The sequence below is a fragment of the Streptomyces sp. E-08 genome, assembly GCF_049913095.1.
In the GTDB taxonomy this organism is placed as follows: Bacteria; Actinomycetota; Actinomycetes; order Streptomycetales; family Streptomycetaceae; genus Streptomyces.
Genome location: NZ_CP183971.1, coordinates 7757255 through 7782452, shown reverse-complemented (window position 1 = coordinate 7782452; position 25198 = coordinate 7757255). Strand labels below are relative to the sequence as shown.

26 protein-coding genes and 3 pseudogenes are annotated in these 25198 nt (G+C 72.7%); 12 read left to right on the top strand and 17 right to left on the bottom strand.

Annotation, left to right across the window (positions count from 1 at the left end):
* Positions 1 to 79 precede the first annotated feature (79 nt).
* Positions 80 to 412, bottom strand: a pseudogene (locus tag ACN9MM_RS35680) (M24 family metallopeptidase); the annotation flags it as partial.
* A 99-nt stretch (positions 413 to 511) separates the two neighbouring features.
* On the opposite strand from ACN9MM_RS35680, the gene ACN9MM_RS35675 reads away from it, so the two are divergent.
* Complete coding sequence (locus ACN9MM_RS35675; protein WP_426367898.1) at positions 512 to 1330, top strand: HAD hydrolase family protein; 819 nt, start codon at positions 512 to 514, stop codon at positions 1328 to 1330.
* Between the two features lie 70 nt (positions 1331 to 1400).
* Here ACN9MM_RS35675 and ACN9MM_RS35670 read toward each other — a convergent pair whose 3' ends face one another.
* The 6 genes from ACN9MM_RS35670 to ACN9MM_RS35645 form a co-directional block, all read right to left on the bottom strand.
* Positions 1401 to 1718 (bottom strand): DUF6221 family protein, encoded by a 318-nt coding sequence (locus ACN9MM_RS35670; protein ID WP_426367897.1) that lies wholly within the window; start codon positions 1716 to 1718, stop codon positions 1401 to 1403.
* Between the two features lie 176 nt (positions 1719 to 1894).
* Entirely contained in the window at positions 1895 to 2083 is a 189-nt protein-coding gene (locus tag ACN9MM_RS35665) for a hypothetical protein (RefSeq protein ID WP_426367896.1), read from the bottom strand.
* 70 nt (positions 2084 to 2153) lie between these two features.
* Positions 2154 to 2675, bottom strand: a complete 522-nt coding sequence (locus ACN9MM_RS35660; RefSeq protein WP_426368913.1) for a protein kinase domain-containing protein — start codon at positions 2673 to 2675, stop codon at positions 2154 to 2156.
* Positions 2676 to 2823: 148 nt separating this feature from the next.
* The gene (locus ACN9MM_RS35655) at positions 2824 to 3483 is read right to left on the bottom strand and encodes an MSMEG_1061 family FMN-dependent PPOX-type flavoprotein (protein ID WP_426367895.1); all 660 of its coding nucleotides are present in this window, start codon (positions 3481 to 3483) and stop codon (positions 2824 to 2826) included.
* Positions 3484 to 3793: 310 nt separating this feature from the next.
* The gene (locus ACN9MM_RS35650; protein ID WP_426367894.1) at positions 3794 to 4735 is read right to left on the bottom strand and encodes a M56 family metallopeptidase; all 942 of its coding nucleotides are present in this window, start codon (positions 4733 to 4735) and stop codon (positions 3794 to 3796) included.
* Positions 4736 to 4819: 84 nt separating this feature from the next.
* Positions 4820 to 5194 carry a BlaI/MecI/CopY family transcriptional regulator gene (locus ACN9MM_RS35645; RefSeq protein ID WP_383661623.1) on the bottom strand — a complete coding sequence of 125 codons (375 nt, stop codon included), beginning with the start codon at positions 5192 to 5194 and terminating at the stop codon, positions 4820 to 4822.
* Positions 5195 to 5346: 152 nt separating this feature from the next.
* Here ACN9MM_RS35645 and ACN9MM_RS35640 point away from each other — a divergent pair, with 152 nt between their 5' ends.
* Genes ACN9MM_RS35640 through ACN9MM_RS35630 form a run of 3 tightly spaced genes read left to right on the top strand, consistent with a single transcriptional unit; the run spans position 5347 to position 7339 of the window.
* Positions 5347 to 6018, top strand: coding sequence for a DedA family protein (locus ACN9MM_RS35640; protein ID WP_426367892.1), 672 nt, complete (start codon positions 5347 to 5349; stop codon positions 6016 to 6018).
* Positions 6018 to 6659, top strand: a complete 642-nt coding sequence (locus ACN9MM_RS35635; protein ID WP_426367891.1) for a phosphatase PAP2 family protein — start codon at positions 6018 to 6020, stop codon at positions 6657 to 6659. The genes ACN9MM_RS35640 and ACN9MM_RS35635 overlap by 1 nt, the downstream gene beginning before the upstream one ends.
* Positions 6656 to 7339 carry a phosphatase PAP2 family protein gene (locus ACN9MM_RS35630; RefSeq protein ID WP_426367890.1) on the top strand — a complete coding sequence of 228 codons (684 nt, stop codon included), beginning with the start codon at positions 6656 to 6658 and terminating at the stop codon, positions 7337 to 7339. Before ACN9MM_RS35635 ends, ACN9MM_RS35630 begins: the two co-directional genes overlap by 4 nt.
* 86 nt (positions 7340 to 7425) lie before the next feature.
* Here the strand turns inward: ACN9MM_RS35630 and ACN9MM_RS35625 are convergent, their stop codons facing one another.
* From ACN9MM_RS35625 to ACN9MM_RS35600, 6 genes and pseudogenes are all read right to left on the bottom strand, one after another.
* Positions 7426 to 7866, bottom strand: coding sequence for a VOC family protein (locus ACN9MM_RS35625; protein WP_382857177.1), 441 nt, complete (start codon positions 7864 to 7866; stop codon positions 7426 to 7428).
* A 117-nt stretch (positions 7867 to 7983) separates the two neighbouring features.
* A pseudogene (gene zapE, locus ACN9MM_RS35620) lies at positions 7984 to 9009 on the bottom strand (cell division protein ZapE); the annotation flags it as partial.
* Between the two features lie 44 nt (positions 9010 to 9053).
* Positions 9054 to 9359: a PEP-utilizing enzyme gene (locus ACN9MM_RS35615; RefSeq protein ID WP_426368912.1), complete on the bottom strand. Its 306-nt coding sequence runs from the start codon at positions 9357 to 9359 to the stop codon at positions 9054 to 9056.
* 1123 nt (positions 9360 to 10482) lie between these two features.
* Positions 10483 to 10695: pseudogene (locus tag ACN9MM_RS35610) on the bottom strand (PEP/pyruvate-binding domain-containing protein); the annotation flags it as partial.
* A 275-nt stretch (positions 10696 to 10970) separates the two neighbouring features.
* A complete protein-coding gene (locus ACN9MM_RS35605) occupies positions 10971 to 11507 on the bottom strand; it encodes a GNAT family N-acetyltransferase (RefSeq protein ID WP_426367888.1) in 537 nt (178 codons plus the stop codon).
* A gap of 301 nt (positions 11508 to 11808) precedes the next feature.
* Entirely contained in the window at positions 11809 to 12003 is a 195-nt protein-coding gene (locus ACN9MM_RS35600) for a MarR family winged helix-turn-helix transcriptional regulator (RefSeq protein WP_426367887.1), read from the bottom strand.
* Here ACN9MM_RS35600 and ACN9MM_RS35595 point away from each other — a divergent pair.
* Positions 12002 to 12916, top strand: coding sequence for a quinone oxidoreductase family protein (locus ACN9MM_RS35595; RefSeq protein WP_426367886.1), 915 nt, complete (start codon positions 12002 to 12004; stop codon positions 12914 to 12916). The genes ACN9MM_RS35600 and ACN9MM_RS35595 overlap by 2 nt on opposite strands.
* Before the next feature lie 21 nt (positions 12917 to 12937).
* Here the strand turns inward: ACN9MM_RS35595 and ACN9MM_RS35590 are convergent, their stop codons facing one another.
* Positions 12938 to 13540 carry a DUF6891 domain-containing protein gene (locus ACN9MM_RS35590; RefSeq protein WP_426367885.1) on the bottom strand — a complete coding sequence of 201 codons (603 nt, stop codon included), beginning with the start codon at positions 13538 to 13540 and terminating at the stop codon, positions 12938 to 12940.
* A gap of 249 nt (positions 13541 to 13789) precedes the next feature.
* On the opposite strand from ACN9MM_RS35590, the gene ACN9MM_RS35585 reads away from it, so the two are divergent.
* Genes ACN9MM_RS35585 through ACN9MM_RS35570 form a run of 4 tightly spaced genes read left to right on the top strand, consistent with a single transcriptional unit; the run spans position 13790 to position 18086 of the window.
* Positions 13790 to 14782, top strand: coding sequence for an alpha/beta hydrolase (locus ACN9MM_RS35585; protein WP_426367884.1), 993 nt, complete (start codon positions 13790 to 13792; stop codon positions 14780 to 14782).
* The gene (locus tag ACN9MM_RS35580) at positions 14775 to 16004 is read left to right on the top strand and encodes an acyltransferase family protein (RefSeq protein ID WP_426367883.1); all 1230 of its coding nucleotides are present in this window, start codon (positions 14775 to 14777) and stop codon (positions 16002 to 16004) included. Before ACN9MM_RS35585 ends, ACN9MM_RS35580 begins: the two co-directional genes overlap by 8 nt.
* Positions 15997 to 17379: a sensor histidine kinase gene (locus ACN9MM_RS35575; RefSeq protein ID WP_426367882.1), complete on the top strand. Its 1383-nt coding sequence runs from the start codon at positions 15997 to 15999 to the stop codon at positions 17377 to 17379. Before ACN9MM_RS35580 ends, ACN9MM_RS35575 begins: the two co-directional genes overlap by 8 nt.
* Positions 17376 to 18086, top strand: a complete 711-nt coding sequence (locus tag ACN9MM_RS35570; protein ID WP_426367881.1) for a response regulator — start codon at positions 17376 to 17378, stop codon at positions 18084 to 18086. Before ACN9MM_RS35575 ends, ACN9MM_RS35570 begins: the two co-directional genes overlap by 4 nt.
* Positions 18087 to 18143: 57 nt before the next feature.
* On the opposite strand, the gene ACN9MM_RS35565 is transcribed toward ACN9MM_RS35570, so the two are convergent.
* The 3 genes from ACN9MM_RS35565 to ACN9MM_RS35555 all read right to left on the bottom strand — a co-directional run bounded on the left by ACN9MM_RS35565 (position 18144) and on the right by ACN9MM_RS35555 (position 22366).
* Complete coding sequence (locus ACN9MM_RS35565; protein ID WP_426368911.1) at positions 18144 to 19670, bottom strand: MFS transporter; 1527 nt, start codon at positions 19668 to 19670, stop codon at positions 18144 to 18146.
* 139 nt (positions 19671 to 19809) lie between these two features.
* Positions 19810 to 20691: a diacylglycerol/lipid kinase family protein gene (locus ACN9MM_RS35560; RefSeq protein ID WP_426367880.1), complete on the bottom strand. Its 882-nt coding sequence runs from the start codon at positions 20689 to 20691 to the stop codon at positions 19810 to 19812.
* Positions 20692 to 20770: 79 nt separating this feature from the next.
* Positions 20771 to 22366, bottom strand: coding sequence for an FAD-binding oxidoreductase (locus ACN9MM_RS35555; protein ID WP_426367879.1), 1596 nt, complete (start codon positions 22364 to 22366; stop codon positions 20771 to 20773).
* 74 nt (positions 22367 to 22440) lie between these two features.
* Here ACN9MM_RS35555 and ACN9MM_RS35550 point away from each other — a divergent pair, with 74 nt between their 5' ends.
* The 3 genes from ACN9MM_RS35550 to ACN9MM_RS35540 all read left to right on the top strand — a co-directional run bounded on the left by ACN9MM_RS35550 (position 22441) and on the right by ACN9MM_RS35540 (position 25196).
* Positions 22441 to 23040 (top strand): TetR/AcrR family transcriptional regulator, encoded by a 600-nt coding sequence (locus ACN9MM_RS35550; protein WP_426367878.1) that lies wholly within the window; start codon positions 22441 to 22443, stop codon positions 23038 to 23040.
* Entirely contained in the window at positions 23037 to 24614 is a 1578-nt protein-coding gene (locus tag ACN9MM_RS35545) for a glycerol-3-phosphate dehydrogenase/oxidase (RefSeq protein ID WP_426367877.1), read from the top strand. The genes ACN9MM_RS35550 and ACN9MM_RS35545 overlap by 4 nt, the downstream gene beginning before the upstream one ends.
* Positions 24615 to 24752: 138 nt before the next feature.
* Complete coding sequence (locus ACN9MM_RS35540; RefSeq protein ID WP_426367876.1) at positions 24753 to 25196, top strand: DUF6325 family protein; 444 nt, start codon at positions 24753 to 24755, stop codon at positions 25194 to 25196.
* Positions 25197 to 25198: the final 2 nt, after the last annotated feature.

Genomic DNA, 25198 nt, shown 5'->3' with positions numbered 1-25198 from the left:
CATCAGGCATCAGCGTGTACGACGTCCACAGCTGTCACCGCGCCCGTCACGCGAGGTCCAGCAGCTGCTCGTAGAAGCCGCCGAAGACGTAGGTGCGGCCGAAGTCGGCCTCGTACTCCTCGAAGATCGGGCCGAAGTCGGCGGAGGCGACGTCGTCCTCGCCGATGACGCGGTCCGGCGGGTTGTCCTGGTAGGGCAGCAGGGTGTTGGGGCCGAAGCGGATGATGCGCTTGTGTCAGTGCCTGGTGGTCCCGAACATGTCGTTCGCCAGGTCACGGATCGCGTCGCTCACCTCTCGCTCGCCCCGGCCCGGCGCCACCAGGCCACGCCGCTCGATCTCGGCGAAGAGCGCGATCGCCTTCTCCTGCGCCCCGATGAGGCCGGCCACCCGCCCGCTCTCGTCGAATGCCATCGTCAATCGCTCCCCGTGCTCACATTTGCCAGACCTTCAGGGATATCAGCATGGCAAAGGGCGTCACGGCCACCACCATCTCGCGGATACCATTCGATGATGATCGACTTTCGTGCCCGCACCCTGGTCTTCGACATCGACGGCACCCTCTGCTTCGACGGACGGACCATCGACGACCGGATTCTCACGGCGATCGGAGACTGCGAGCGCGCCGGCCACTCCCTGGTCTTCGCCTCCGCCCGACCCGTCCGAGACCTCCTGCCCGTGCTCGACGGGGCCTTTCCGTCCGCCACGCTGATCGGGGGCAACGGAAGCCTCGTCTCGGTCGACCGCCAGGTCCGGGCCCGGGCCACGTTCGGCCCTGACGTGCTCGGGGCCCTGATGGACGCGATCGGACGGTACGAGGCGACGTACCTCGCCGACGGCCCGTGGGACTACGCCTATACGGGACCCGAGGACCACCCGGTCAGGAGCCGCGTCGATCAGGGCAAGCTCGCGAACAGGGTCGACCTCGCCGAGCTGCCCGAGGTCGTGAAGCTCCTCGTCGTCGAAGCCTCGGACCTGGCCGGGTTCGCGAACGTGGGCCGTGGGCTCGGGCTGACGGTCAACCATCACCTCGACGAGGCGATCGTGGACCTCGCCCCGGCTTCGACGACTAAGCGGGAAGCCCTGGCTTCGATGGGGATCAACGCCTATGTCGCGTTCGGCAACGACATCAACGACCTCGACCTCCTGGGCCACGCGGAGCGAGCCGTACGCGTCGGCGCCCACCCGGCCCTGGACGGCATCGCCCATGTGACCGTGCCGGCCGACCCTGAGGCGGTCGCGACCGAGATCTCCCTGCTGGCGCGGACAGCCTCGTCAGCCGAACCGGTGGGCCTGGCCGAGGCCATCGACCAAGCGATCGTTTCAGAATGAGTTGATTGATCTCCAGTGGGTGAGGCTCGGTTCCGGCTCGTCGGGCGCTCTGCTCGACAGCTGCGCCGGCTCAGGCCCGAGCAGGGAAATCCGGATGGCCGGCATAGGCCGAAGCAAGATCACGCAAGTCGTGGCACGGCCAGGGATCGCGGGCGTGACGGGCCAGGATGCGCCGCTTGGCCTCGACTTCGCGCAGGATGCGAGCCGGGTCGTGCAGAGCCACATGGAGAGCGATCGTGGGGTGGAAGCCGGAGAGGTCGACCTGGCAGAAGTCGACCGTGTGGCCGTGGGCAACCCACTCCCCGCACCCGTCACCGTCGCAGCGCCGGGCCAAGTCCGCCTCCTCGTCCAGCCGCGCCTCAAGGAATCTCACGAGTTCTTCAGTCATGCGGGCATTCTCGATGCTGCGCCGGACATCATGGAACGATTTTGTGGCTGTTGGCGTGCTCACAGCGTCGGAGCCGTCGTGGACAGCTCCGCCTCTCCGACGAAGGCCGAGCCGGCAACCACGACGCCTTGCATCGCGGCACGAGCTGTGGCTGTCGCTCGTCCTCGACCGAGGTGCTACACGAGTAGCACCAGGTTCCACGCCGCCCAGGTCAGGGCCAATGGCAGAAAGACGGGGAGGAAGATCTCACGGATGGTCCGGAAGGGCGGCTTGACCGGGTCCTTCCACCGGTAGAACGTCGCCGCCAGTCCGAGGAGCACCGTGGTCAATGCGGCGATGCCGGTGAAGAAGGCGTAGTCGGCCACGTCATCCCCATGGCTGATGAGCCTGCCGCACACGAAGACGACGGGGCCGAGTCCCATGGCGAGGAAGCAGCTACCCGTGACGAGGCGCCCGTCCCGCACGTGCCAGGCGGGACACCGGCGGCGCTGATCCGGTCGCCGGTACGCGGGGGTGCGGCGGCACAGGGCCCTCGGCCGTGATCGTGGGCGCTGCTGCGCGCAGTACGGCCGGGGTGCTTTCCACGGTCGGGCGGTCTTCGGGGTTCTTGGCGAGGAGCGCGGTGATGAGGGAGGCCAGGAGGGGGCCGGCGTGCTGCATCGGCGGGGGCTCGTGAAGGGCGATCGCGACGATGGTGGCTGTCGGGGTCTCGCGTCGGAACGGGGAGATTCCCTCCACCGCCTGATACAGCATCACCCCCAGCGAGAACAGGTCGCCGGTGGCCTGGTCCTGGCTGCCCTGGAGGCGTTCGGGGCCATGTACTCGGCGGAGCCGATGACGCCCCCGGTGGCCGTGAGGGCCGCGCGCGGGGCGGGCAGCCGCCCGTCCGCGCGCAGGGTCTCCTCCAGGGATCGTCCCGGTATCGCCCGCCGACGAGCCGCGCCGCCCCTCCTGCACTCCCAACGCCTCTCACCTCTCCACGAGTTCACCACGCCCAGCCCGGGGCCTGACCGAGGGGCACGCGCGGAGCACCAGACTCCCACCGAACCACGGGCCCGATGAGCTCTTCGGGCCATCGGGAGTTCGGCAGTCGCCGGTCGGACCGTCACTCGTACCGGTACCTCAGCGAATCCGCCTCCGCCTGCTCGATGTCGGCGATCGTCAGCTCCGGCATCCGCAGCTGGGCCAGCGTCACCTCGGCCGAGGTCGGCTGGGCATCCGCCGGCAGCCACTGCTCCGGCTTCCAGGCCGCGCTGCGCAGGAGCGCCTTGGGGCAGTGCGGGTAGACCTCCTCGATTCCCACCACCAGCGCGCTCGCCGGCGGCTTGCCCACGGCGGTGAGCTGCGCCAGCAGCTCCGGACGGGTGGAGACGCAGGCCCGGCCGTTGACCCTGAGCGTCGTGGTGCGCCCCGGGATGATGAACAGCAGCCCGGCCCGTCCGGTGGCGATGACGTTCTGCAGGGTGTCGAGACGCTTGTTGCCGGTCGCGTCCGGTATCGCCACCGTCCGCGCGTCCAGGACGGTGACGAACCCGGCGGGGCCGCCGCGCGGGGAGACGTCACAGTTGCCCTGAGCATCCGCGCTGGCGACCAGGACCAGCGACGAGCAGCCGATCAACCTCCGCGTCTGATCGGTGAGTTCGGTCATCTGCTTGCGTACGGCCGTGTCTTTGGGGAGTTCGTAGACCTGGCGCAACGCCTGCTGGTCGGGCACGGCGTCGAGGCGGAGTTCGTCGAAGGCACTGCTGGCAAGGAAAGTCGTCATGTCCCCCGACCCTAGTGGGCCGCCCCGCGATCGATCTTGGCGGCCCGGCCGGCCCGGCATGCGGTTCCACAGACCCGCGACAGGCGTCCAAGGGTGCTCGTCCTCCTGGCAGGCAGTGGCGCTACTCGGTCCACGGGTCGGCGATGTCGTGAAAGCCCCGCTCCTCCGCTTCGAATCAACCTCCCATCCACGCGGTCGGCACAGCGCCCAAGCGCGCATCTGTGTCCATGACAGGCGATCAGATAGGCATTTGCCAGCTGTCTTACGTAACTGCCCTGGTGGATGCACGATGCTCGTTGGAGTCCGGCGGTCAGTCGGAGGGGTTCTCGCCCTGTGCGATCTCCACCCCTCGGTGCAGCCAGACGGCCCCGGCGGCGGAGGAGACGCTCGCCGCCGAGCAGAGCAGGATCATGGCCAGCAGGGCGGGGGCGACGCGACGCGTGGGGGCTTGGGCGAGCAGCGCCCTCACCCGGGCGGGGACCGGGCCGGTGGTGCCGCCCGCCGCGAGGACCGGGCGTTCCGGTCCCGCTGGACGGGCGTTCGCCGCGAGGGCGGCGCGGCCGACGGCACGGGCGGCCAGACGGCGATCCCCGCACGCCCGGGCGGCACTCTCGTCCGCGGCCCGCTCGACCGCGAACGAGACGTGCGGGACGGCGGCGGCCAGCGCCGGGTGACACCGGCCGGCCAGGGCGGCGACCGCGAGGAACAGGTGATGCCGGGCGGTCAGGTGGGCGCGCTCGTGGCCGAGGAGCGCCTCGCGCTCGTGGCTGTCCAGGGCGCGGAGCATGCCGGCGGTGACGACGATCCGATCCGTGCCGCGAGCGCCGCCGGGGAGCGCGAACGCGTCCGGGCGGTCGTCGTCGATGACGCACATCCCCCCGGCCTCGGGGAGCCCCGCCACCCTGCGGCGGGCCGAGCGCAGCCGGGCCGCTTCGGCCAGGGCGCCGCGGACTGCGGCCAGCAGCGTCACGGCGAGGGCGCCGGCCGCCACGGCGGACACCGCGGACACGAGGGCCGCCGGACCCGCCTGGAGCGGCTGGAGGAGGTGCAGGAGGGCCGCGAGCTGGGGGACCCGTACCGCGAGCGGGAGCAGCAGGACGCCGAGGCAGGCGATCACACCGACGGCCAGCGCGGCCGAGGCACCCGTGATCGCCACGAGGGCGATGTCCGGACGCACGCGCTCGACGGTCCTGCGCGCCAGGGGCGGCAGGGCCCAGGGGAGCAGGAGGGGAAGGAGGAGGAGGGCGATCACGGGCCGTCTTCCTGCGGGATGGGGAGGTGAAGGAGGAGGACGATCACGGGCCGTCTTCCTACGGGAGGGGAAGGAGGAGGGCGGTCACGGGCGCTCTTCCTGCAGGAGGCGGCGCAGCTCGGCCTCGTCGTCGGGGCTGAGCCCCTCGACGAAGCGGGCCAGGACGAGGCCTCGGTCGTCGCCGCCCTGGTCGAGCGCGCGGTGCATGCGGCGGGCGGTCAGACCGTTCGAGTCCTCCACGGCGAAGTAGACGAAGCCCCGGCCGCCCGGACGGCGCCCGATCACGCCCTTGTCGTGGAGCCGGGCCAGGAGCGTGGCGACGGTGGTGCGCGCCAGATCCTGGGATATCGATGCCCTCACCTGGGCGGCCGTCTGGGGTGCCCCGGCCGCCCAGAGAGCCGCGAGGACGCTGGCCTCCAGCTCACCGGCGGGCCTGCGCTCGCCTTCGGAGACCGTCATGGAACCCCTTCCCTCCACTTTGCGTCTACAGTGAAGTAGACCGACTACTGTCCTGTAGACAGGATAGGCGGTCACCGCCGATCCGTGCCTGTCGAGCACCCGGTCGCCCCTGCGGCCGCCTCCGTCCCCGCCCATCAGAAGGGGCTTCGCCCATGACCCCCGCGCTGACCGTCGCGTCACAGGTGCACCTCGCCGTGAACGTCCTCGACGCCCGGTCCCTGCTCGCCGCCTTCGGCACGCTCGGCATCGCCGTCGTCCTCTTCGCCGAGACCGGCCTGCTCATCGGCTTCTTCCTGCCCGGCGACTCGCTGCTGTTCACCGCGGGCCTGCTCTGCGCCGGCTCGTCCACCCAGCCCGGCCACCTGTCGCTCCCCTGGGTGCTGGTGGCCGCCGCGACCGGCGCGCTGGCCGGGGCGCAGACCGGCTACCTCCTCGGCCGCAAGGCGGGCCCCGCGTTCCTTGCCCGCTCGAAGTCGAAGAAGATCGGTGAGGGCGCCGACCGGGCCGCGGAGATCCTGCGGCGGTACGGGTACGCGAAGGCGATCGTGCTGGCCCGCTTCCTGCCGATCGTACGGACCGTCCTCAACCCTCTCGCCGGTGTCCTCGGCGTCCCGGCGCGCGCCTTCACGACGTGGCAGGTCCTCGGAGGGCTGCTGTGGACGGTCGGACTGGTCCTGGCCGGATACGCGCTCGGCGCCTCGGTGCCGAACGTCGACCACTACCTCCTGCCGATCATCGCCGCCGTCGTCGCCGTCTCCCTGATCCCCGTAGCCCTGGAGCTCACCCGCTCCCGGCGAGCGCGTCGGCCCGGCGGGAACGTCTGATGGCCGGGGTGATCGCCGCGACGCCGGTCGCCACGAACCCCGAGGCCTTCGACGGCTCGGGCATCGACGGGACGGCGTACCTCGACGTCGTCCACACCGCGCAGGCCGCCCCGGCGTGGCTCGACCACCTCGTCAGCGGCTACTCCGCCTACGGCCTCGCCCTGTTCGCCGTCCTCACGGTGGTCGCCTGGTGGCGGGCCCGCGACCAGGGCCCCGAGCGGGCCGTCCGTGCACTCGCCGTACCGTTGATCACCGTCGCCGCGTTCGCCGTCAGCAGCCTGTCGAAGCAGGTCGTACGAGAAGCCCGCCCCTGCCAGTCGCTCCACGTGACGGTCCTGGAGGCGTGCCCGGCCCCGGGCGACTGGTCCTTCCCCAGCAACCACGCCACCCTCGCCGCCGCAGCGGCCGTCGCGCTGCTGTTCGTCTCTCGCCGGCTGGGCGCGGTCGCCCTGGCGGCGGCGGTCCTGATGACCCTCTCGCGGGTGTGGGTGGGGGCGCACTACCCACACGACGCCCTCGCCGGGTTCCTCCTCGGCGCCACCGTGTCCCTCCTCGCCACCTGGACCGTGCGCCGCGTTCCGGGCTCCCTTTCCGAGCGGCTGGTACGCGGTCCCCTGCGCCCCCTGCTGGCCGGGCGGTGACCGGCGGCGGGGCCGCCCAACGGTTCGGGCGGGCGGGCCTGACGGCGGTGGCGGCCTTCGCGCTGCTCGCCACGGCGGTGCTCCACGCCCCGGACGGCCTGCTGCCCGCCGACGCGGCACTGCACGACTGGTCCCTGCGACACCGGCCCGCACTCGCCGTGGCCGTGGCGCGGGCCGTCACCGCCACCGGCACCGGGCTCCTTCCGTACGCCGTGGTCGTCCTGGCGGGACTGGCCGCGGGCGGGACGCGGCGCAGGCGCAGCACCGCATCCGCCGCGTTGTGCCTGTGTCTCGGCGCCGGGCAGGCTCTCCGGTACGCCGTGATGTCCCTGATCGCCCGGCCGCGCCCGCCGGCCGGGGACTGGGCGACCCAGGCCTCGGGCTGGTCCTTCCCCTCGGGCCACGCCACCACCGCCGCCATGACCGCCGGGCTCGTGATCGCCGCCCTGGTGCTGCGCGGCTCACGACTCCCCCGGCTGCCACTCGTGCTGATCGGCGGATGGGCCGTGTCGGTGGGGCTGACCCGCGTCTACCTCGGCGTGCACTGGTTCTCCGACGTGGTCGCCGCGTGGCTGTTCGCCGCTGCCTGGCTCGCCCTGAGTGGATCCGTGGGGCAGTGGTACACCAGGGGCGCGGCGACGATCGGAAACACCTCTCGATCGCCCAGCGAACCCCGGTGACCGAGAGCGCCCCTTGATCGCCCGGCGAATCCTCGTGGTGGAGGACGACCGTGCCCTGCCCGTCGCGTCCCCCGCCCTGTCTCTGCTCAGCTCAGTTGCTCGGCCAGCCCGACGATGATCCCGCTCGGTCCGCGGAGGTAGCACAGCAGGTAGCTGTCCTCGAAGCGCATCACTTCGCCGACGAGTTCGGCGCCGTGCGGCCGGAGGCGGGCGAGGGTGTCCTCGATGTCGTCCACGGCGAACATGACGCGGTGCAGGCCCCGGGTGTTCGCCGGGGTGGTCTCCGGCTCGGGGGTGATCGCCTTCGGGCTGTGGTACTGCGCCAGTTCGAGCCGGCCCGGGGCGTCCGGGATGCGCATCATCGCGATCTCGCATCGCATGTTGTCGAGCCCGACGACCTTCCCCGCCCAGCTTCCCTCGATCGGCATCCTGCCTTCCAGCTCCATGCCGAGCTCGGTGAAGAAGGCGACGGCGGCGTCGAGGTCGTCGACGACGATGCCGACGTTGTCCATGCGCTGAATCGTCATGCCCCGAGGATAGGGACCGCGTCCGGCACCGCCGGCTCGACCAGCCGTCCCGCCGGTCACCATTACTTCCTGCGAAGGTTCGGACTCAGCTCTACTTCCTGCGGAGGTCGGTCGGACTCAGCTCGGACGTCCGAGCATCGCGAGGCGGCTGGCCGTGCGGTCCAGGTCCCGGGTGAGCGCCTGGTCGGCGGGGAGCGCGGTCAGGGGGTCGGTGCCGATGAGGACGAGCCGGATGTCACGGTCGCAGGCGACGTCGACGAGGTTCGCGAACCGCTGCCGTCCGTCCGCGGAGGCCTCGGCCAGCGGGGGGACACCGTCCAGGACCAGTGTGCCGAAGCGTTCGGCCAGGGCGAGGTAGTCGGGCACCGCCGTCGCGGTCTCGCACAGCGCTTCGAAGGCGAGCCACACGAGGTCGCCGCGTACCGCGCGGGCCGGCAGCTCCCTCAAGTGGGCCGGGACGGTGGTGGCCTCCGCGGGCGCCGGGACGGTGAGGCCCTGCGTCTCCAGGGCGGTGTCCCCCGGGGCCAGGCATAGGCCCGTCGCGAACCGGCGGCCGCCGTCCTGCGACCGGGGCGGGGCCAGTCGGCGGAAGTCCACCGGACCCGAGACGTCCAGGACGTCCATCCGCTCCTCTATGAGCTGGATGGTCGGCTCGAACAGGTGGTGGTAGAGCGGATCCGGCATCAGCCCGGCGGGCGGGTAGTTGGAGGTGGTGACCAGGGTGATCCGGCGGTCGAGCAGCGTACGGAAGAGGCGTGCGATCAGCATCGCGTCGCCCGCGTCGTGCGCGTGGAACTCGTCGAAGACCAGGACCCGGCTGCCCCCGATCAGCTCGTCGAGAGCGCTGTCGACGGCGCTCTGCCCGTCGTGGCGGGCGCCCGGTCGGGTCACCCCGTCGTGCAGCCGGCGGAAGAAGTCGTGGAAGTGCAGACGGCGTTTGCGCTCCGTCGGCAGCCCTTCGTAGAAGGTGTCCACGAGCCAGGACTTCCCCCGGCCCACCGGGCCCCAGACGTACAGGTCGCGCGGCGGCCTGGGGAAGGTCCACGCCGGCCGGGCGAGCTCGCCCGCCAGGCGGGCCAGCCGTTCGACGGCGGCCTCCTGCGCCGGGGCGACCGAGAAGCCGCGCCGTGCGGCGGCTTCGTGGAAGTGGCTGCGCATGGCCTGGACGTGCTGGGACACAGGTCTGTTCATCCGTTCGTACGCGTGGGTCTCGGGGTCGGGGCATCGGCTCGTCGACGCAGCAGCCGACGGGTGAGGGGGCAGGCGGATTCCGGGGCCGTGGACGCCGGTTCCAGGACGTCCACCGTCCCGCGGCCGCCGTCCACCCGGCTCCTGTCCCCGGTCCGGATCCGGGTCGTCGCGGTGCCGCATCCGACCACCGCCGGGATGCCGAGCTCCCGCGCCACGATCGAGGCGTGGGAGAGATTGGCGCCGACGTCCGTCACGATCGCCGAGATCCGCGTGAACAGCGGTGTCCAGCCGATGTTCGTCACCGTGGTCACCAGGATCTCGCCGGGCCGGATGGCCTCCCCCTCCTCCACGGTGGCGACGACCCGGGCGATCCCCTCGACCACGCAGCCGGACGCGGGCGAGCCCGCGACCCTGTCCGTGGCCGGTGTCGTGTCCTGTGCGTCGAACAGGTCCGCCCGCCGGTTCGGGTCCGGCGGCCCAGGCCTGCGGGTCGAACTCGCCCCGGATCAGGGTCGGGTAGGCGGGCAGCCCGCGGTAGCCCTCGTACGCGGCACGGCGGGCCGGCACCACGGCGAGCGGGGCCCGGTCGCCGCCGGGCACCGCGAGGATCTCCTCGCGGGACAGGAAGAACCGCTCCTCCCCCGCCCCGCTGATCTCACCGGTCCGCAGGACGAACGTCCGCAGCAGCCAGAAGACGCGGGCCACCTCGGTACGGGCGGCCTCGCGCAGGCGCGCCGCCGCCCAGGTGTCCACCGCCTTGCGCAGGCCCGCCACCCGCCGCGGGTGCGCGGCGGCCAGTCGGTCCCACGCCGCCGCGCGAGCCGTGGTCTGCCGCCCGAGCCGCAGTGCCGCGTCCTCCTCGACCGTGCCGAGCGCGGCGAGCTGCCGGCGGCGGCGGAAGTACGGCACCACCTCCGACTCCCACAAGGCAGACAGTTCCCCGGCGTTCGCCGCGGCGGCGACACGGGCGCGCAGGTCCTCGCAGCGTTCGGGTGCCTCCTGCAGGAACGTCGGCAGCTGCTTCCCGTTCGCGCGGATGCGGCTCATCAGCGCGAACGCCTCACCGATCGTCTCCCGCCTGACCCGCGGCCTGGATGCGGGCAGCAGTGGAATCGTCACGCCCTCGGGCAGTCGCCCGAAGACGAGCTCGTTGGCCCGGGCGAAGGTGCGGCCCTGTCCGAACGCGGCGGCGAGGGTGGCCGTGACGCCGAGGTTCATGTAGAAGCGGCCGCCGATGTTCCCGTACATCGGGCGTCCCTCCAGGCTCGCCCCGACCATGACGTCGCCCATGAACGCCTTCACGAACGACCAGGTCGCCGGCGTCATCACGTCCGGGACGGCCTCGCCGAGGTTGGCGCTCGTCCAGAGGGAGTCGGTGCCGGTGCTGTCGTTCCACACCTCGGGCCGGGGCGCGGCGACCGTGGTGACGGGCCGTGCCTGGAGGATGCGGAAGGAGCCTGCCTCACGGGCCCACTCGACGTCGCGGGGCTCGCCGTACAGTTCCTCGATCGCGCGTCCGAGACGGGTCAGTTCACCGGCCACCGCGGTGGTGAGGGCCGGGGCTTCGCGCAGGTCGGCGGGGACCGGCCGCTGCCGTGCGCCGCCGGACGGAAGGGTGCGCCCTCCGACTCCGACCACAAGTGGGCCGAGAATTCCGAACTCAAGCCGCTCCCCCACCGCATCCCCCCTAGCCGACCGCGCCCTGCCAGCAAGATCACCTTACCGGCACAGGACGCCGGAGCGCGGTTCGGCCACCCCTCCGCGATACGGGCACCCGGCACCAGCGGGACGGGAGATGTCTACGGGTGACGTCGACCCGAAGTCCCTTACACCGGCGCGCACTTGAGGGACCGTCGGGAGCATCTCACTCGACGACGCAGCGAGGGCCGCAGGGGCGGAGTGACACCCCTGCGTCACATGGGGAGCGAGAAGAGCCGTACGGGTTCCGAGACCCAGCGGGCATCGTCGTGCAGGGGTGTCACCATCGTCCGCAGCGGCATGGTCACCAGGCGGCCCTCGGGCTGTTCGACGAGTACTTCCTTGTCCACGAGGTGCCATCCGAGGCGCTGGTAGAGCGGCACGAGGGGAGGTCGGCAGAAGAGGAGGGCGTGCCGAGGGCCCATGGTGCGGGCGTGCGCCAGGGCCGCGGTGACGACGAGCCGGGCCAGGCCCTGACCTTGCATGCCGGGCGCGACGGCCACTCCTCCGACGCCCACCACCTCTGTCCTGGTGTCGCCGATCGCGACAGGCAGTCGCAGCAGGCCGGTGTGTGCCACGAGCCGTCCTTCGTGCCTGATGCCGAAGTGCTCCTCTTTCGGCAGCCAGGTCAGACCTGCCGAGGCGACACCGAAGGGGTCGTCGCCCTTGCCGAGAATCTCTTCCTGGTCCGTCTTCGTGTACCCGGGGAGCCGCACCACGTCGGGTGCCACAGGGGATCGCTGGTCAGACATCCCCCCATCATGATCTTTCGGCCGGACAGGGCCAAGTCGATCCCGCTCGCGGAATCGACGCACGACACCCGGCCAACGACGTCGTCGGATCGTCAGTTGCCGAGGGCCGGCCTGATGCCGATGACGGTACCGGTGATCCGGTCGAGCAGTCGGCGAGCCGGGGGCTTGCGGAGCCGTCCTTGCAGGACGCGGGCGAAGCCGATGAGGACGGCGGACCCAGAGCAGACCGATCACGATGGGCACCGTGGTGAGCAAGAGTCCCATGGCGCCCCATCGATTCCGGGAGTCAAGGCGAGAAGCCCTACAACCTCTCCGCCGCTCCGTGGAGCCGGGTCAGCAGGTCCATGAGCTGTTTCTGCTCGTCCGGGGTGAGGGGTGCGAGCAGTTCGGCATTGGCGACTTCGGCCAGAGCTCCACAGCGGGAGAGGACGGCCGCGCCCTTCGGAGTGACGGTGACTGCGTTCTTGCGGCGGTCGGAGGGGTGGGGGGAGCGCATGCGCCATGAGGTCGACGGTGGGCCCGAAGTGCTCGTCGCCGAGGAGGTCGACCGACCCGAGGCAGCCGCCGGGGAGGTGCTGATCCGGGTCGAGGCGATCGGGGTGACCTTGCCCACCGTGCGCAAGGTACGGGTGGGCGGCGAGCCGATCCCGCTCGGAGGCGAGGTCGCCGGGGAGATCGTCGCCCTCGGCGCGGGAGTCACCACCTTCGCCGTGGGAGACCGCGTCACCGGGCTGTGCTTCGCGGACGCCTACGCCGAGTTCGCGGTCCTGAACACCGCCATGGCCTCCCTGGTTCCGCACGGCGCGACCGCCGTGGAGGCGGTCGCCCTGGTCCGCAGCGGCCTGGTGGCGCGCGGCGCCTACGAGTCCGCGCGTGTGGAACCCGGCGAGTCGGTACTGGTCACGGCGGCGGCCAGCGGCGTGGGCACGCTGGCCCTCCAGTACGCCAAGGCCGGTGGGGCAGCTCGCGTCGTCGCCGCCGTCAGCAGCGCCGACAAAGGCGACTTCGTCCGGGGGCTGGGCGCCGACGAGGTCGTCCTCTACGAGGACGCCGACTGGGGCGCCCCGTACGACGTGATTCTCGACGGCGTCGGCGGCGACCTCCTCGGCCGCGCCGTGCGGGCCCTCGCGACGGGCGGCCGACTGGTGGCCTTCAGCTCCGGCGGCGGCACGGTCGAGGCGTACGAACTCCTGGTCCGCGGCGCCTCGATGATCGGTTTCCAGATGCGCGTCATCGCTGCCGACAAGCCCGAACTGTACGACCGCTGGCTACGCGAGCTCTGGCAGATGCGCGACGCGGGCACCCTGCGCACCGCCGTACACGAGGAGATCCCCCTCACGGACGCCGCCCGAGCTCACACCCTCATCGAGCAGCGCCGCAACCTCGGGAAGGTTGTCCTTGTCCCCTAAAGCCTCTCTGGTGCCCCGTCCTCAACCGACCAGGCGCCGGCACCAGTCCAGAGGGGTGACGGTGATGGCCCGGCCGGGGTCACGGTCCCACTCGGCGTGGAGGCCGACTGCCGCGAGGGCGGTCACGACCTCGTGGCCGATGGCTCCAGTGGTCTCGGACGAGCCGTCGAACCCGCCGTAGAGGAGCGTCAGTCCGTGGCCCGCCACGGCGGAATCCGTGCACCGGGTGTGGAAGTAGACGAAGCCGCGGGTGTCAGGGCCGCCTTCGGCACCGATCTCGGACTGACCGCAGCTACGGCAGCAGGCCAGCAGCGACCAGGGCAGGCCACCGCGCCAATCGGCCTCCTGGCGTGCCCAGCCGGTCATCGCCGCAACCACGGCCTCGGGCCGGTCAGCCATCGCCTGGAAGTGCCGGTCGGCGGCACCGTCCCGATACTCCAGCGTGTAGTCACCACCGGCCTTGTGCCAGACCTGGGCGAAGACATCAGGCAGGTCGGGTATCCGCTGGACCACCAGGAAGCGGTCACCGTCGCCACCGATTCGCCGGACCAAACGGGCCAGCTCCTCGGCGGACACGCGGACGTACCGCTCCCGGTTCTCCGTCTTCACCACGATCTCCAGCATGCGCAGACTCTCGCACGCCCCTCGCCCCATGACGCGGGCCGCCTTGTCGGGGCGCTTCCCTGCCCGCGCGCCGTTTCGAAGGTGCAGCCCAGGTGCAGGGTCGCCTCTCGCCCCTTCCCGCACTCTCGCGTACCACCCGTCATACCTGAGAGCTACCCAGGAGTTTGGCTCCCCGGCGGGACGCCGACCACAAGGAGTGCTGCCTAGTTTCGGGACCTGGAACGAACCCCCGGTACGAAAGGAACTCCCATGGCGCGCCTCCCGCGTGGTCTCCGCCGCGCACCCTCTCCCGGACGGCTTCGCCGTACGCTGCTCGCCGCGTTCGTCTCCGCCGCCGTCGCGGTGCCGGTCGCGGGGGCCGCGCTGCCCGTGGACGTGCCCGCGCCCGCACCGGCGCCGGTCGTGCCGCTGGTCTCGGCGACGTCCGCCGAGCTCGCCGCGCGGTACGCGGCCGGGCGGGAGGCGGTGCGGGCGGCGGAGCACAGTGCCGAGGCGTACGGGGCGCACAAGCGGGCCGCCTCACTGCGCTCCATGGCCGCGGCCGGGCGCCAGTTCCTCTCCTTCGACGGGCGGGACGGCGGCCGCAGCGCCGAGGTCGTCGGCGACCTCGCCCGGGCCGACCGGATCGCGGTGCTCGTCCCCGGGGCCGACACGGACCTCGACCGCTACGGGCGCTTCCGCGCCGGCGCCGTCGCCCTGCACGACGAGCTCCGGAGCGAACCCGGCGCCCGCGCCGCCGTCGTCGCCTGGCTCGGCTACCGCACCCCCGCCACCGGCAGCACCGCCTCCCTCACTCCCGGCCGGGCCGACCGGGCGGCATCCGCGCTCCGCGCCTTCGTGGACGAGCTGCGCGGGGCGAAGCCCGGAGCCCGGATCACCCTCCTGTGCCACTCCTACGGCTCCGTGGTCTGTGCCCGAGCCGCCTCGGACCTCCCCGTCGACGCCCTCGTCCTCTACGGCAGCCCCGGCACCGGTTCCGACACCGCCGCCGGCCTCCGTACCCGGGCGGCCGTCTGGGCCGGACGCGGCACCGCCGACTGGATCGGCGACGTCCCGCACGTCCGCCTCCCGCTGCTGCCCGGCTCCGAACTCGGCTTCGGCGAGGACCCCATGGACCCCGGCTTCGGTGCCCGCACCTTCGACGCCGGGGAGGGTGGCCACAGCGACTACCTCGTCCCCGGGTCCGTACCGCTGGAGAACATCGCACGGATCACCGACGGCCTGGAGCCCCGCCATGCCTGAGCCCGCGCACCGGCTCCGTACGTCCGTAGGCACCGCCGTACGTACCTCCATAGCCGCTCCCCTCCATGCCTTCGTCGAGCGGGTCGAGGCCGCCACCCCGCCCGGGCGCGACCGTGCCCTAGACGCTCTCCGCGGGCTCGCCATCCTCGGCGTGGTCCTCGGGCACTGGCTCGTCACCGCGCTGGTCACCGACAGCGGCACCCTCCGCGCCGACAGCCCGCTCGGCCATCTGCCCGAACTCACCCCCGTCTCCTGCGTGTTCCAGACTCTCGCCGTCTTCTTCCTCGTCGGCGGGTACGTCGCCGCGCGCGGTCACGGCGCCGCGCGCGCCCGGGGCGAGACCCACGGGCGCTGGACCGCCGCCCGGATGCGGCGCCTGTTCCGGCCGGTGGTTCCGCTGCTCGCCGTCTGGACCGTGGCGACGGTCATCATGCTCGCCTGTGGCGTGCCCTGGCAGACCCTGCACACCCTGGGCAAACTGGTGCTGTCCCCGCTGTGGTTCCTGCTGGTCCTCGCCGCACTCACCGCCGCCACCCCGCTCGTCGCCCGGATCCATCCGCTGTGGCCGCTCGCCGTCGTCGTCCATGTCGACCTGGTCCGCTTCGGATTCGACGGGCCCGACACGCTCAGCTGGCTCAACCTGCCCGCGGGCTGGCTCGTCCCGTACTGCCTCGGCGCCCTCGTCGCCCGCCGAGGCCCCCTGCCACGCGCGGCCGCCTGGGCGCTGCTGCTCGGCGGGGCCGCCGCCACCGGGCTCCTCGTGGCCTTCGCCGGTTACCCCGGCTCCATGGTCGGCGTGCCCGGCGCCCCCGTCTCCAACCTCAACCCGCCCACCCTCGCCGCCGTCACCTTCGGCCTCGCCCAGTCCGGCGCCGCCCTGCTGCTCCTCGGTCCGCTCCGCCGCGTCCTGCGCAGGCCCGCCGCCTGGGCGGCCATCGCCCTGCTCAACCTGCGGGCCATGACCGTCTTCCTCTGGCACCAGACCGCGATGATCGCCGTCACCGTCGGCGGACTCCTCACTGCGGGGCTCCTCGGCCACGGGCCGCTGACCGGGCTCCACACCGCCCCGGACGGGTATGCGTGGGTCCTCGCCCGGCTCGGCTGGTTGGCCCTGTTCGTGTGTGCCCTGGTGGTCTGCGGGGCCGCCTTCCACGCGTACGAGCGCACCACGCAGCGTCCGGCGGGCAGGCCCGACGTCCGGACGGAGGCACGGCATGCCTAGGCTGTGGCAGCCCGACGATCTTCGAAACCACGACCACGAGCACGACCACGTCCACGCCAGGGGGAACACAGTGAAGGACGCCACACGGTGGGAGGCGTCGCTGCGCGCGGTGCCCGGCATCCTCCGGGCGGATCTGTGGACAGCGCGCCGCGACCCGCTGCCGCGCAACCGCTGGCTCAACTGGCTGCCGCACGCCCACCTCGTACTTCTCATCGTGGTGTTGGGCGTGTGGAACCTGAACCTCTTCGCACGGTACATGGACCCCACCCCCGGCAGCGTCACCGCGCTCGTCGTCGCCCAGTGCGCCGCCCCCATCCTGGCCCTCACCCGGCCCACCCCCGGCTGGTGGCTCTCCACGGCCGCGCTCATGGTGTCGGTGAACATCACCTCGTCCGTCCTCGGCGCCGAATGGCCCTGGAACACCGCTGCCATCGCCCTGCACACCGTCGTGCTTCTGCTCCTCTCCCTGCGCGTCCGGCCCGTCGCCTCGGCGACCGCCTTCGGCATCACGTTGCTCACCGGGCTCGGGGCGCTCAGCCCCGGCAGCGTTCCGCACGCGCCCACGCTCTGGGCGGGGACCACCGCCTTCGCCACCGCCACCGTCGTCGGGGCCTCGCTCCGCGCGACCCGCGTGTCGCGCACCCGGCTCGTCGAGCAGGAGGAACTGACCGCCGAGGAGCGCGCCCGGCGCGCGCTGCTCGAGGAGCGCGGCCGGATCGCCCGCGAGCTGCACGACGTCGTCGCCCACCACATGTCCGTCATCTCCATCCAGGCCCAGGTCGCCCCCCACCTGGTCGAGAACCCCTCCCCGGAGCTCCGCGAGAACCTGGCCGGCATCCGGCAGAACGCCGTCGACGCCCTCACCGAACTGCGCCGCGTCCTCGGTGTCCTGCGCGGTGACGGGGCGGCGGGCGATGCCGCGGCGGGCGTACGGCACGCCCCGCAGCCCACCCTCGACCGGCTCGGCGAACTCCTCGCCAACGTCCGCGCGACCGGCCTGGACGTCACCGCCGAGACCGTCGGAGCGCCCCGGCCGCTCTCTCCGGGCACCGAGCTCTCCGCGTACCGCATCGTCCAGGAGGCCCTGAGCAACGCCATGCGGCACGCGCCCGGCGGCCGGGCCTCCGTGGCGACGCACTACCACGCCGACGGGCTGACCGTCCGGGTCACCAACACCGCCGCCACCCGCCCGGTCGGCTCCGTACCCTCGGGAGCGGTCCGAGAGCCCGGCCACGGGCTGCTCGGGATGCGTGAGCGCACCGCGATGCTGGGCGGCGAACTCGCTGCCGGACCCACCCCCGACGGCGGCTGGGACGTCACCGCCACCCTGCCCGCTCCGCTTCTCGACCCACCCCACACGAAGGACGGTTCATGACCTACGGCAGCGACGGCCTCGACGGCAGCGGTTCCGGCCGCGACATCCGGGTGCTCATCGCCGACGACCAGGTGATGGTCAGGCAGGGTTTCACCGTCCTCCTCAACGCGGAGCCCGGCATCCAGGTGGTCGGCCAGGCCGTCGACGGCGCCGACGCCGTCGCCAAGACCGCCGAACTCGCCCCCGACGTCGTCCTGATGGACATCCGCATGCCCGGCACCGGCGGCCTCGAAGCCACCCGGATCCTCACCGAGCCCGCCGACGCCACCGTGAAGGTCCTGGTCCTGACGACCTTCGACCTGGACGAGTACGTGTACGAGGCGCTGCGCGCCGGCGCGTCGGGCTTCCTGCTGAAGGACGCCTCCGCCGAGGAACTCGCCCAGGCGGTACGGGTCGTGGCACGCGGCGACGCACTGCTGGCGCCCAACGTGACCAAGCGGCTCATCGCCGAGTTCTCCCGGCTCAGCCCCGCGCCCCGCTCCCCGCACCCGGGCCGGGCGGGCGCCCTGACCGAGCGCGAGACCGAGGTGCTCACCCTCATCGCGCAGGGCCTGTCCAACGCCGAGATCGCGGGCCGGCTGGTGGTCGCCGAGCAGACCGTGAAGACGTACGTGAGCCGGATCCTCACCAAACTGTCGCTGCGCGACCGCACGCAGGCCGCGGTCCACGCGTACGAGACGGGGCTGGTCCGCCCGGGCGGGATCTGACGGCGGAGTTCCTCCCCCGGACCCTCAGACCCCTCGCCTCCGGGCCCCTCGTTCCGTTCATTCCGGAGCTGTCCGGGGTTCCTGGTCCTTCGGGACGGCGCGGTCGCCCGGGTGGCGGACGGCGCACAGGAAGCCGAGAGCGAGGGCGACGGCCATGCCGTAGAAGACCCATTGGTTGGCCTGGGCGAAGTCCATCTGGATGGCCGACATGGCGTCGCGGGTAGCTTCGGCGACCTGGCCGGTGCCGGTGGGCGGGGTGGCGTCGCCGTGGCCGGAGACGGAGTCGGTGATGCCGCGGGCGACCTGGTCCGCGGTGGCGGGCGCGATGCCCCGTGCCCGGAGCGTGTCCGTCACGTTCTCCGTCATGGCCCGGGACAGCAGGGTGCCGAACACCGCGAGGCCGACGCTCGCCGCGTAGTTGCGGACGGTCTGGGTGATACCGGTGACCTCGCCGTACGAGGCGCCGATGGCCCGGTTGACCGCGTCCGTCGACGCCGGGGCCAGGATGAAGCCGATGCCCGCGCCGGCGAGCGCCGCGTACGGCCACTGGTCGTGCATGGACAGGTTCGTCAGTTCGTTGGCCCACAGGGCGAAGCCGACCGCGCCCAGGCTCGTCCCCGCCTTCAACGCGGGGCGCGCGCCCCGTTTGTCGAGGATCCGGCCGCCCCACTGGGAGGCGAGCGCGAAGCCGACGAAGAAGTACAGCAGGAAGAGCGCCGCCTGGTTGGGCGAGGCGCTGAGGGACACCTGGGCGTAGACGGAGGAGAAGAAGAACACCGGCACGAAGGCGAGCATCGCGAAGAACAGCACGGCGGTGTCGACCGTGAACGCCTTGTCCTGGAAGACCCGCAGGTCGATCAGGGGGTGGCGGAGGCCGCGCTCGTACCGTACGAACACGTACAGGATCGCGAGGCCGCCGACGACGCACAGCCAGGTGGCCCAGCTCCCCCATCCCCAGGACCACGCCTGCTGGAAGCCGAGGACGCTCAGGCCCATGCCGGCGGCGACGAGTGCCGCGCCGCGCACGTCGAGGGTTCCGGGGCGGGGGCGGTCGGCGATGTGCGCGAGGGTGGTGAGGATCAGGGCGATGACCGCGACCGGGACGTTGACCCAGAAGACGGCGCGCCAGGTCCAGGAGGCCGTGAGCCAGCCGCCGAGCAGCGGCCCGACGGCGGTCAGCGCGCCGGAGATCCCGAAGAACAGGGCGAGGGCCCTGCCCCGCCGTTCGACGGGGAACACCGCCACGACCACGGCCAGCGCGGCGGGGAAGAGCAGCGCCGCGCCGAGACCCTGCACCGCCCGGAAGGTGATGAGCCAGGGCTGGGCGTAGTCGCCGGAGGGGACACAGCCGCAGAGGACCGACGCGACGACGAAGACGACGGTGCCGATGACGACGACGCGCCGTGGCCCGTACAGGTCGGCCAGGCGGCCGCCGAGGGCGAAGAACGCGGCGAGGGCGAGGAGGTAGGCGTTGACCACCCATTGCATGCCCGAGCTGGAGAGTCCCAGTTCGCGCACGATGTCGGGGGCGGCGATGGAGACGATCGTCTGGTCGATGAAGGTCATCGCCACCGCGAACATCATCGCCGCGAGTGCCACTGTCTGGTTCGGGAGCCGCCCCCCGTTCGTCTGCGCGGGGCGCGGCTGTGGACCCGGTTCCGTCCGGCTGCTCACTCTGTCCAGTCTGGGACCGTCCGTGGCTTCGCGCACGCCGTGCGGAGGGTCAGGCCAGGACCCGGAGGGCCGCGGGCATCGCCCTGAGGGTCACCGGGAGGGTCGCGTCGACCTCGCCGTCCGCGCCGTACGGCAGGGGGCGGTCGGCTTCGATGCGGACCTCTCTGCCCCGCAGGATCTCGATCTGAGGACGCTTCACGTGTACGCCCGTCTTCAGTTCGTTCATCATGGCGAAGAAGAGACGCTTGGGCGCCTCCTTGATCACCACGACGTCGAGGAGGCCGTCGTCGACCCGGGCGCCCGGGGCGATCTGCCTTCCGAACCCGTAGTAGCCGGAGTTGGCGGCGACGACGGTGTAGCCGGTGCGCTCGTGCCGGATCCCGTCGATCGTGATCCGGTACGCGGCGGGCTTCCAGGCGAGGACCGCCCGGAGGCCGCCGGCGTAGTAGGAGGCCGCGCCGCGCAGCAGACGGGAGGCGTTGGCGTGGCGGTTGGCCACCGCGTCGACCCCCGCGTACACGCTGCCGAGGATGCAGGTCCCCCGGTGCCGGGCGGACTCCACCTCGATGGTGTCCACGGCCCGCGGCTCGCCGTCGAGCAGCACCTTGGCGAGGCCCGGGGCGTCGGTGGGAAGCCCCAGGGCGCGCGCGAAGTCGTTGCCGCGGCCGGCGGGGACCAGGCCGAAGACCGTGTCCGTGCCGCTGAGCGCGCCGCCGACGGTGCCGGCCATGCCGTCACCGCCGACGGCGAGCACGACGTGCCCCTTGGCTCCGGCCTCCCGGGCGAGTTCCTGCGCGTGTTCCAGGCTGCGGCTGTAGACGGTGTCGAGCCCCGCGCCCGCCTCCCTCAGCAGCCGGGCCAGCGGGAGCAGGCTCGCCGTGCCGCTGGAGCCCCCTGCGGTGGGGTTGACGACGGCGGTGAACTGTCGCATGGATCTGGCCTCCGGGCGGCAGAAGAAGGTTCGGGAGGGAGCGGTTCGGGGGGCGTTCGGGGTGTTCGTGGGAGGGTACTCAGCGGACGGGGATCAGGACCCCGGGGCTCAGCACGTCCGACGGGTCGACCTCGGCCTTGACGGCCTGCAGCATGCGGATGCCGAGGGGGCCGATCTCGCGGGCGTACCAGTCGCGGTGGTCGGTGCCCACGCCGTGGTGGTGGCTGATGGTGCCGCCCGCCGCGAGGATCGCGTCGTTCGCCGCCCGCTTCACCGGCGCCCAGTGCGCGACGGCGTCCTCGCCCTGCGCGGAGACGACGGTGAAGTACAGCGAGGCGCCGTTCTCGTACGTGTGCGAGATGTGGCACATGACGAGCGGCGGGGTGCCGGCCTCGGCGAGGGTCTGGGTCAGCGCGTCGCGTACGGCCGTGTACAGGCCGGGGATCGCGGACCAGAAGGCCGCGGTCTCCAGCGTCTCGGCGAACGCGCCGGCGTCGAGCAGCGCGTCGCGCAGGTAGGGCGCGTTGTAGCGGCCGTGCTCCCACTTGTCGCCGGCTTCCTCGCCGATGAACTCGCCGTCGCAGGCGAGGAGGACCTCGCGCGCGGCGGCGCGTCGGGCGGCCGTGTCGGCCTCGGTGCCCTCGAAGCCGACGATGGCCATGCAGCCGGGGTTCTGCGGGAGTTCGGTGTTGCCGATGGCGTCCGGCTGTGCCAGTCCGATGAAGGTCTCGGACTCGTCCGAGAGGCGCAGCACCGTGGGCCGCGGGCCGTCCTGGGCGAGGCGGCGCAGGGCCGCCGTGCCCGCTTCGAAGGAGGCGAAGCGCCAGCCTTCGTAGATCCGCTTCTGCGGCAGCGGGCGGATGCGCACGGTCACGGACGTGATCACGCCGAGGGCGCCCTCGGAGCCGAGGATGAGCTGGCGCAGATCGGGGCCGGCCGCCGAGCGCGGGGCCCGGCCGGTCTCCAGGGTGCCTTCGGGGGTGGCGACCGTCAGGCCGACGACCATCTCGTCGAAGCGGCCGTAGCCGGCGGAGGCCTGGCCGCTGGAGCGGGCCGCGGCGAAGCCGCCGACGGAGGCCCATTCGAAGGACTGCGGGAAGTGGCCGAGCGTCCAGCCCTGTTCGTTGAGCAGCGCCTCGCACCGCGGGCCGCGCAGTCCGGGCTGCAGGGTCGCGGTGCGCGACACCTCGTCGACGGCGAGGAGCTGGTCGAGCCTGCGGAGGTCCAGGGCGACGAAGGGCCGCTTCGTGGTGGGCGTGAGGCCGCCGACGACGGAGGTGCCGCCGCCGAAGGGGACGGCGGAGAGGCCGTGGTCCGCGCAGGCCCGCAGGACGGCGAGGACCTCGTCGTGGCTGCCGGGGAGTACGACGGCGGCCGGGATGTCGTCGACCTCGCCGGCGCGGATGCGCAGGAGGTCGGGTGTCGACTTGCCCCGGGTGTGCCGGATGCGGCTCTCGGCGTCGTCCCGCAGGCCGTCGGGGGCGGCGACGGCGGCGCGCAGTGCGCTGTCCGCCTCGTCGGTCAGTGCCGGGGCGGGCACGTCGATGTCGGCGAGGGCGGACGGGCCGCTCTCTCGCGGGGTGACGCCGAGCAGGTCCCGCAGCAGGCCGGTGACCGATTCGGGCAGGGGTGCCGCCTTGGCCGGGTCGCCCCAGCCGCTCCACAACATGTCCACTTCGAGAGGTTCCTCACGGTCTGTTTCACGAACGGCGCTGCCACTCGGCCTGCGCTGGCATTACACTGTGACAGATGACGCCCATTCGTCACAACCATGCGGACGCAGACCCCGTACTCGACGCCGCACGCGACTGCGTGCTCGCCGTCGGCGTGCGGCGAACCACCCTCACCGACGTCGCCCGGCGGGCCGGCGTGTCCCGGATGACGCTGTACCGGCGCTGGCCCGACGTACGCACCCTCGTCGGCGACCTGATGACCCGTGAGTGGATCGCCGTCGCCGCCGGCGCCATGCCGCCCTCCGACGACGACCGGCCCGAACGAGAGCGGATCGTCGAGGGGCTGGTGGCGGGAGTCGCCGCGTTCCGGGCCCAGCCGCTGTTCCGGAAGATCCTCGACGTCGACCCCGAGCTGCTCCTGCCGTACGTGCTCGACCGGCGGGGCGCCAGCCAGGACGCCCTGCTCGGACTGCTCGTCACCGCGCTGGACGAAGGGCACGAGGACGGCTCCGTACGCCACGTACACCCCGACCTCCAGGCCCGGTCCCTCCTGCTCGTCGTCCAGTCCTTCACGCTCTCGCTGCGCACCATGGCCGACGAGACCGATCCCGAACTGAGCGAAGCCGCCTTCCTCGAAGAGCTGCGCACCCTGTTGGAGAGGACCCTCACCCCATGAACCCCACGAGCAGCACCGCCCTCCCCGGGGCCTCGCTCAACGCCGAGCGGCGCCGGCGCGACCTGGAACGGCTCTCCGACAGCGACACCGGCGCCGTCGTGGACGTCCTCGTCGTCGGGCTCGGCGCCACCGGCGCCGGAGCCGCGCTCGACGCGGCCACCCGTGGGCTCACCGTCGCCGCGATCGACGCCCACGACCTGGCGTTCGGCACCTCCCGCTGGAGCTCCAAGCTGATCCACGGCGGACTGCGCTACCTCGCGTCCGGACAGCTCGACGTCGCCCACGAGAGCGCCGTCGAACGCGGCATCCTCATGGAGCGCACCGCCCCCCACCTGGTGCGCGCCCAGCCGTTCGTGCTGCCGCTCACCCCGCTCGTCAGCCGCGGCCAGGCCGCCCTCGCCCGCGCCGGGTTCCTCGCGGGCGACCTGCTGCGCGTCGGCGCCCGCACCTCGCGCCGCACGCTGCCGCAGCCGCGCACGCTGTCCGCCGTCGAGACCCGCCACCTCGCCCCGGCCCTGCGCCGGGTCGGGCTGCGCGGCGGACTCCTGTCCTGGGACGGGCGGCTCACCGACGACGCCCGCCTGGTCACGGCGATCGCCCGCACCGCCGCCGCCCACGGCGCCCGCATCCTCACCCGTACGCGCGCCCTGGAACTCCACGGCGACGGCGCGCTGGTCCGCGACGAGACCACCGGCCAGGAGCTGCGCCTCCGCGCCCGTACGGTCATCAACGCGGCCGGCGTCTGGGCGGGCGGCCTCATCGACGACGTACGCCTCCGGCCCTCGCGCGGCACCCATCTCGTCCTGCGCTCCGAGACCCTCGGCACGCTCTCCGCGGGTCTGCACATCCCCATCCCCGGCGAGACGAACCGCTTCGTCCTGGTCCTGCCCCAGGGCGACGGACGCGTGTACGTCGGCCTCACCGACGAGCCCGTCGACGGCGACATCCCCGATGTGCCGTCGGTCCCCGAGACCGACATCGGCTTCCTCCTCGACGTGCTCGGCTCCGCGCTCGACGTCACCGTCCACCGGTCCGACGTGGTCGGGGCGTTCGCGGGCCTGCGGCCCCTGCTCGACACCCGGGACGCCTCGGGCCGCACGGCCGACATCTCGCGCAAGCACGCCGTGCTCACCTCCCCCGACGGCATCGTGACCGTCGTCGGCGGCAAGCTGACCACGTACCGCCGCATGGCCGAGGACGCCGTCGACGCCGCCGTGGCCGCCCGCGGCCTGGACGCGGGCCCGTGCCGCACCGCGTCGCTCCCGCTCGTCGGCGCCGCGCGGCCGCAGACCCTCGCGGGGCTCGACGTACCTCCCCGTCTCGTCCAGCGCTACGGCTCCGAGGCACCGGCCGTCCAGGCCCTCGGCCTCGCGGATCCCGCGCTCGCCGAACCCGTCGTCCCGGGCCACACCGTCACCGGCGCCGAACTCGTGTGGGCGGTCCGCCACGAGGGCGCCCTCGACACCTCCGACCTCCTCGACCGCCGCACCCGCATCGGCCTGGTCCCGGAGGACCGCGCCCAGGCCGAGGAGGCGGCCCGGGACGCCCTCGCCCGCACGGCCCGGGTGGCGTGAACGGAGGGTGCCCCTGCCCGGACGCGCGGGCGGGGGCGCCGTCCGCACCCCGGCCGGAGCGAGGCCGTACCGGATGCACCGCGCGACGTCCGGTGTTGGAATGGCGACCAGGGACCTCCACGATGCAGAGGTGACGTTGTGAGCGAGCAATTCGAAGAGATCGGCCCCATCGACTACGTGGTGGTCGAGTTTCCCGGCAGCCGCATGACGGGCGAGGGCTTCCAGCTCCTGATCGACCTGGTGGACCGCGGCCTCATCCGGATCCTCGACCTGATGTTCATCAGGAAGGACGAGGACGGTTCGGTGACCGCGCTGGAGATCGCGGATCTCACCGGGGACGGCGAGCTCGACCTCTCCGTCTTCGAAGGCGCCCAGTCGGGGCTCCTGGGTCAGGACGACCTGGAGGAAGCCGCCGCGGCCGTGGAGCCCGGCAACTCCGCCGGTCTGCTGATCTACGAGAACGTGTGGGCCGCGCCGTTCGCCACCGCCCTGCGCCGGAGCGGTGCCCAACTGGTCGCCTCCGGGCGGGTGCCCGTACAAGCCCTCCTCGCCTCGCTCGACGCGGCCGAGGAATCGGCCTGACC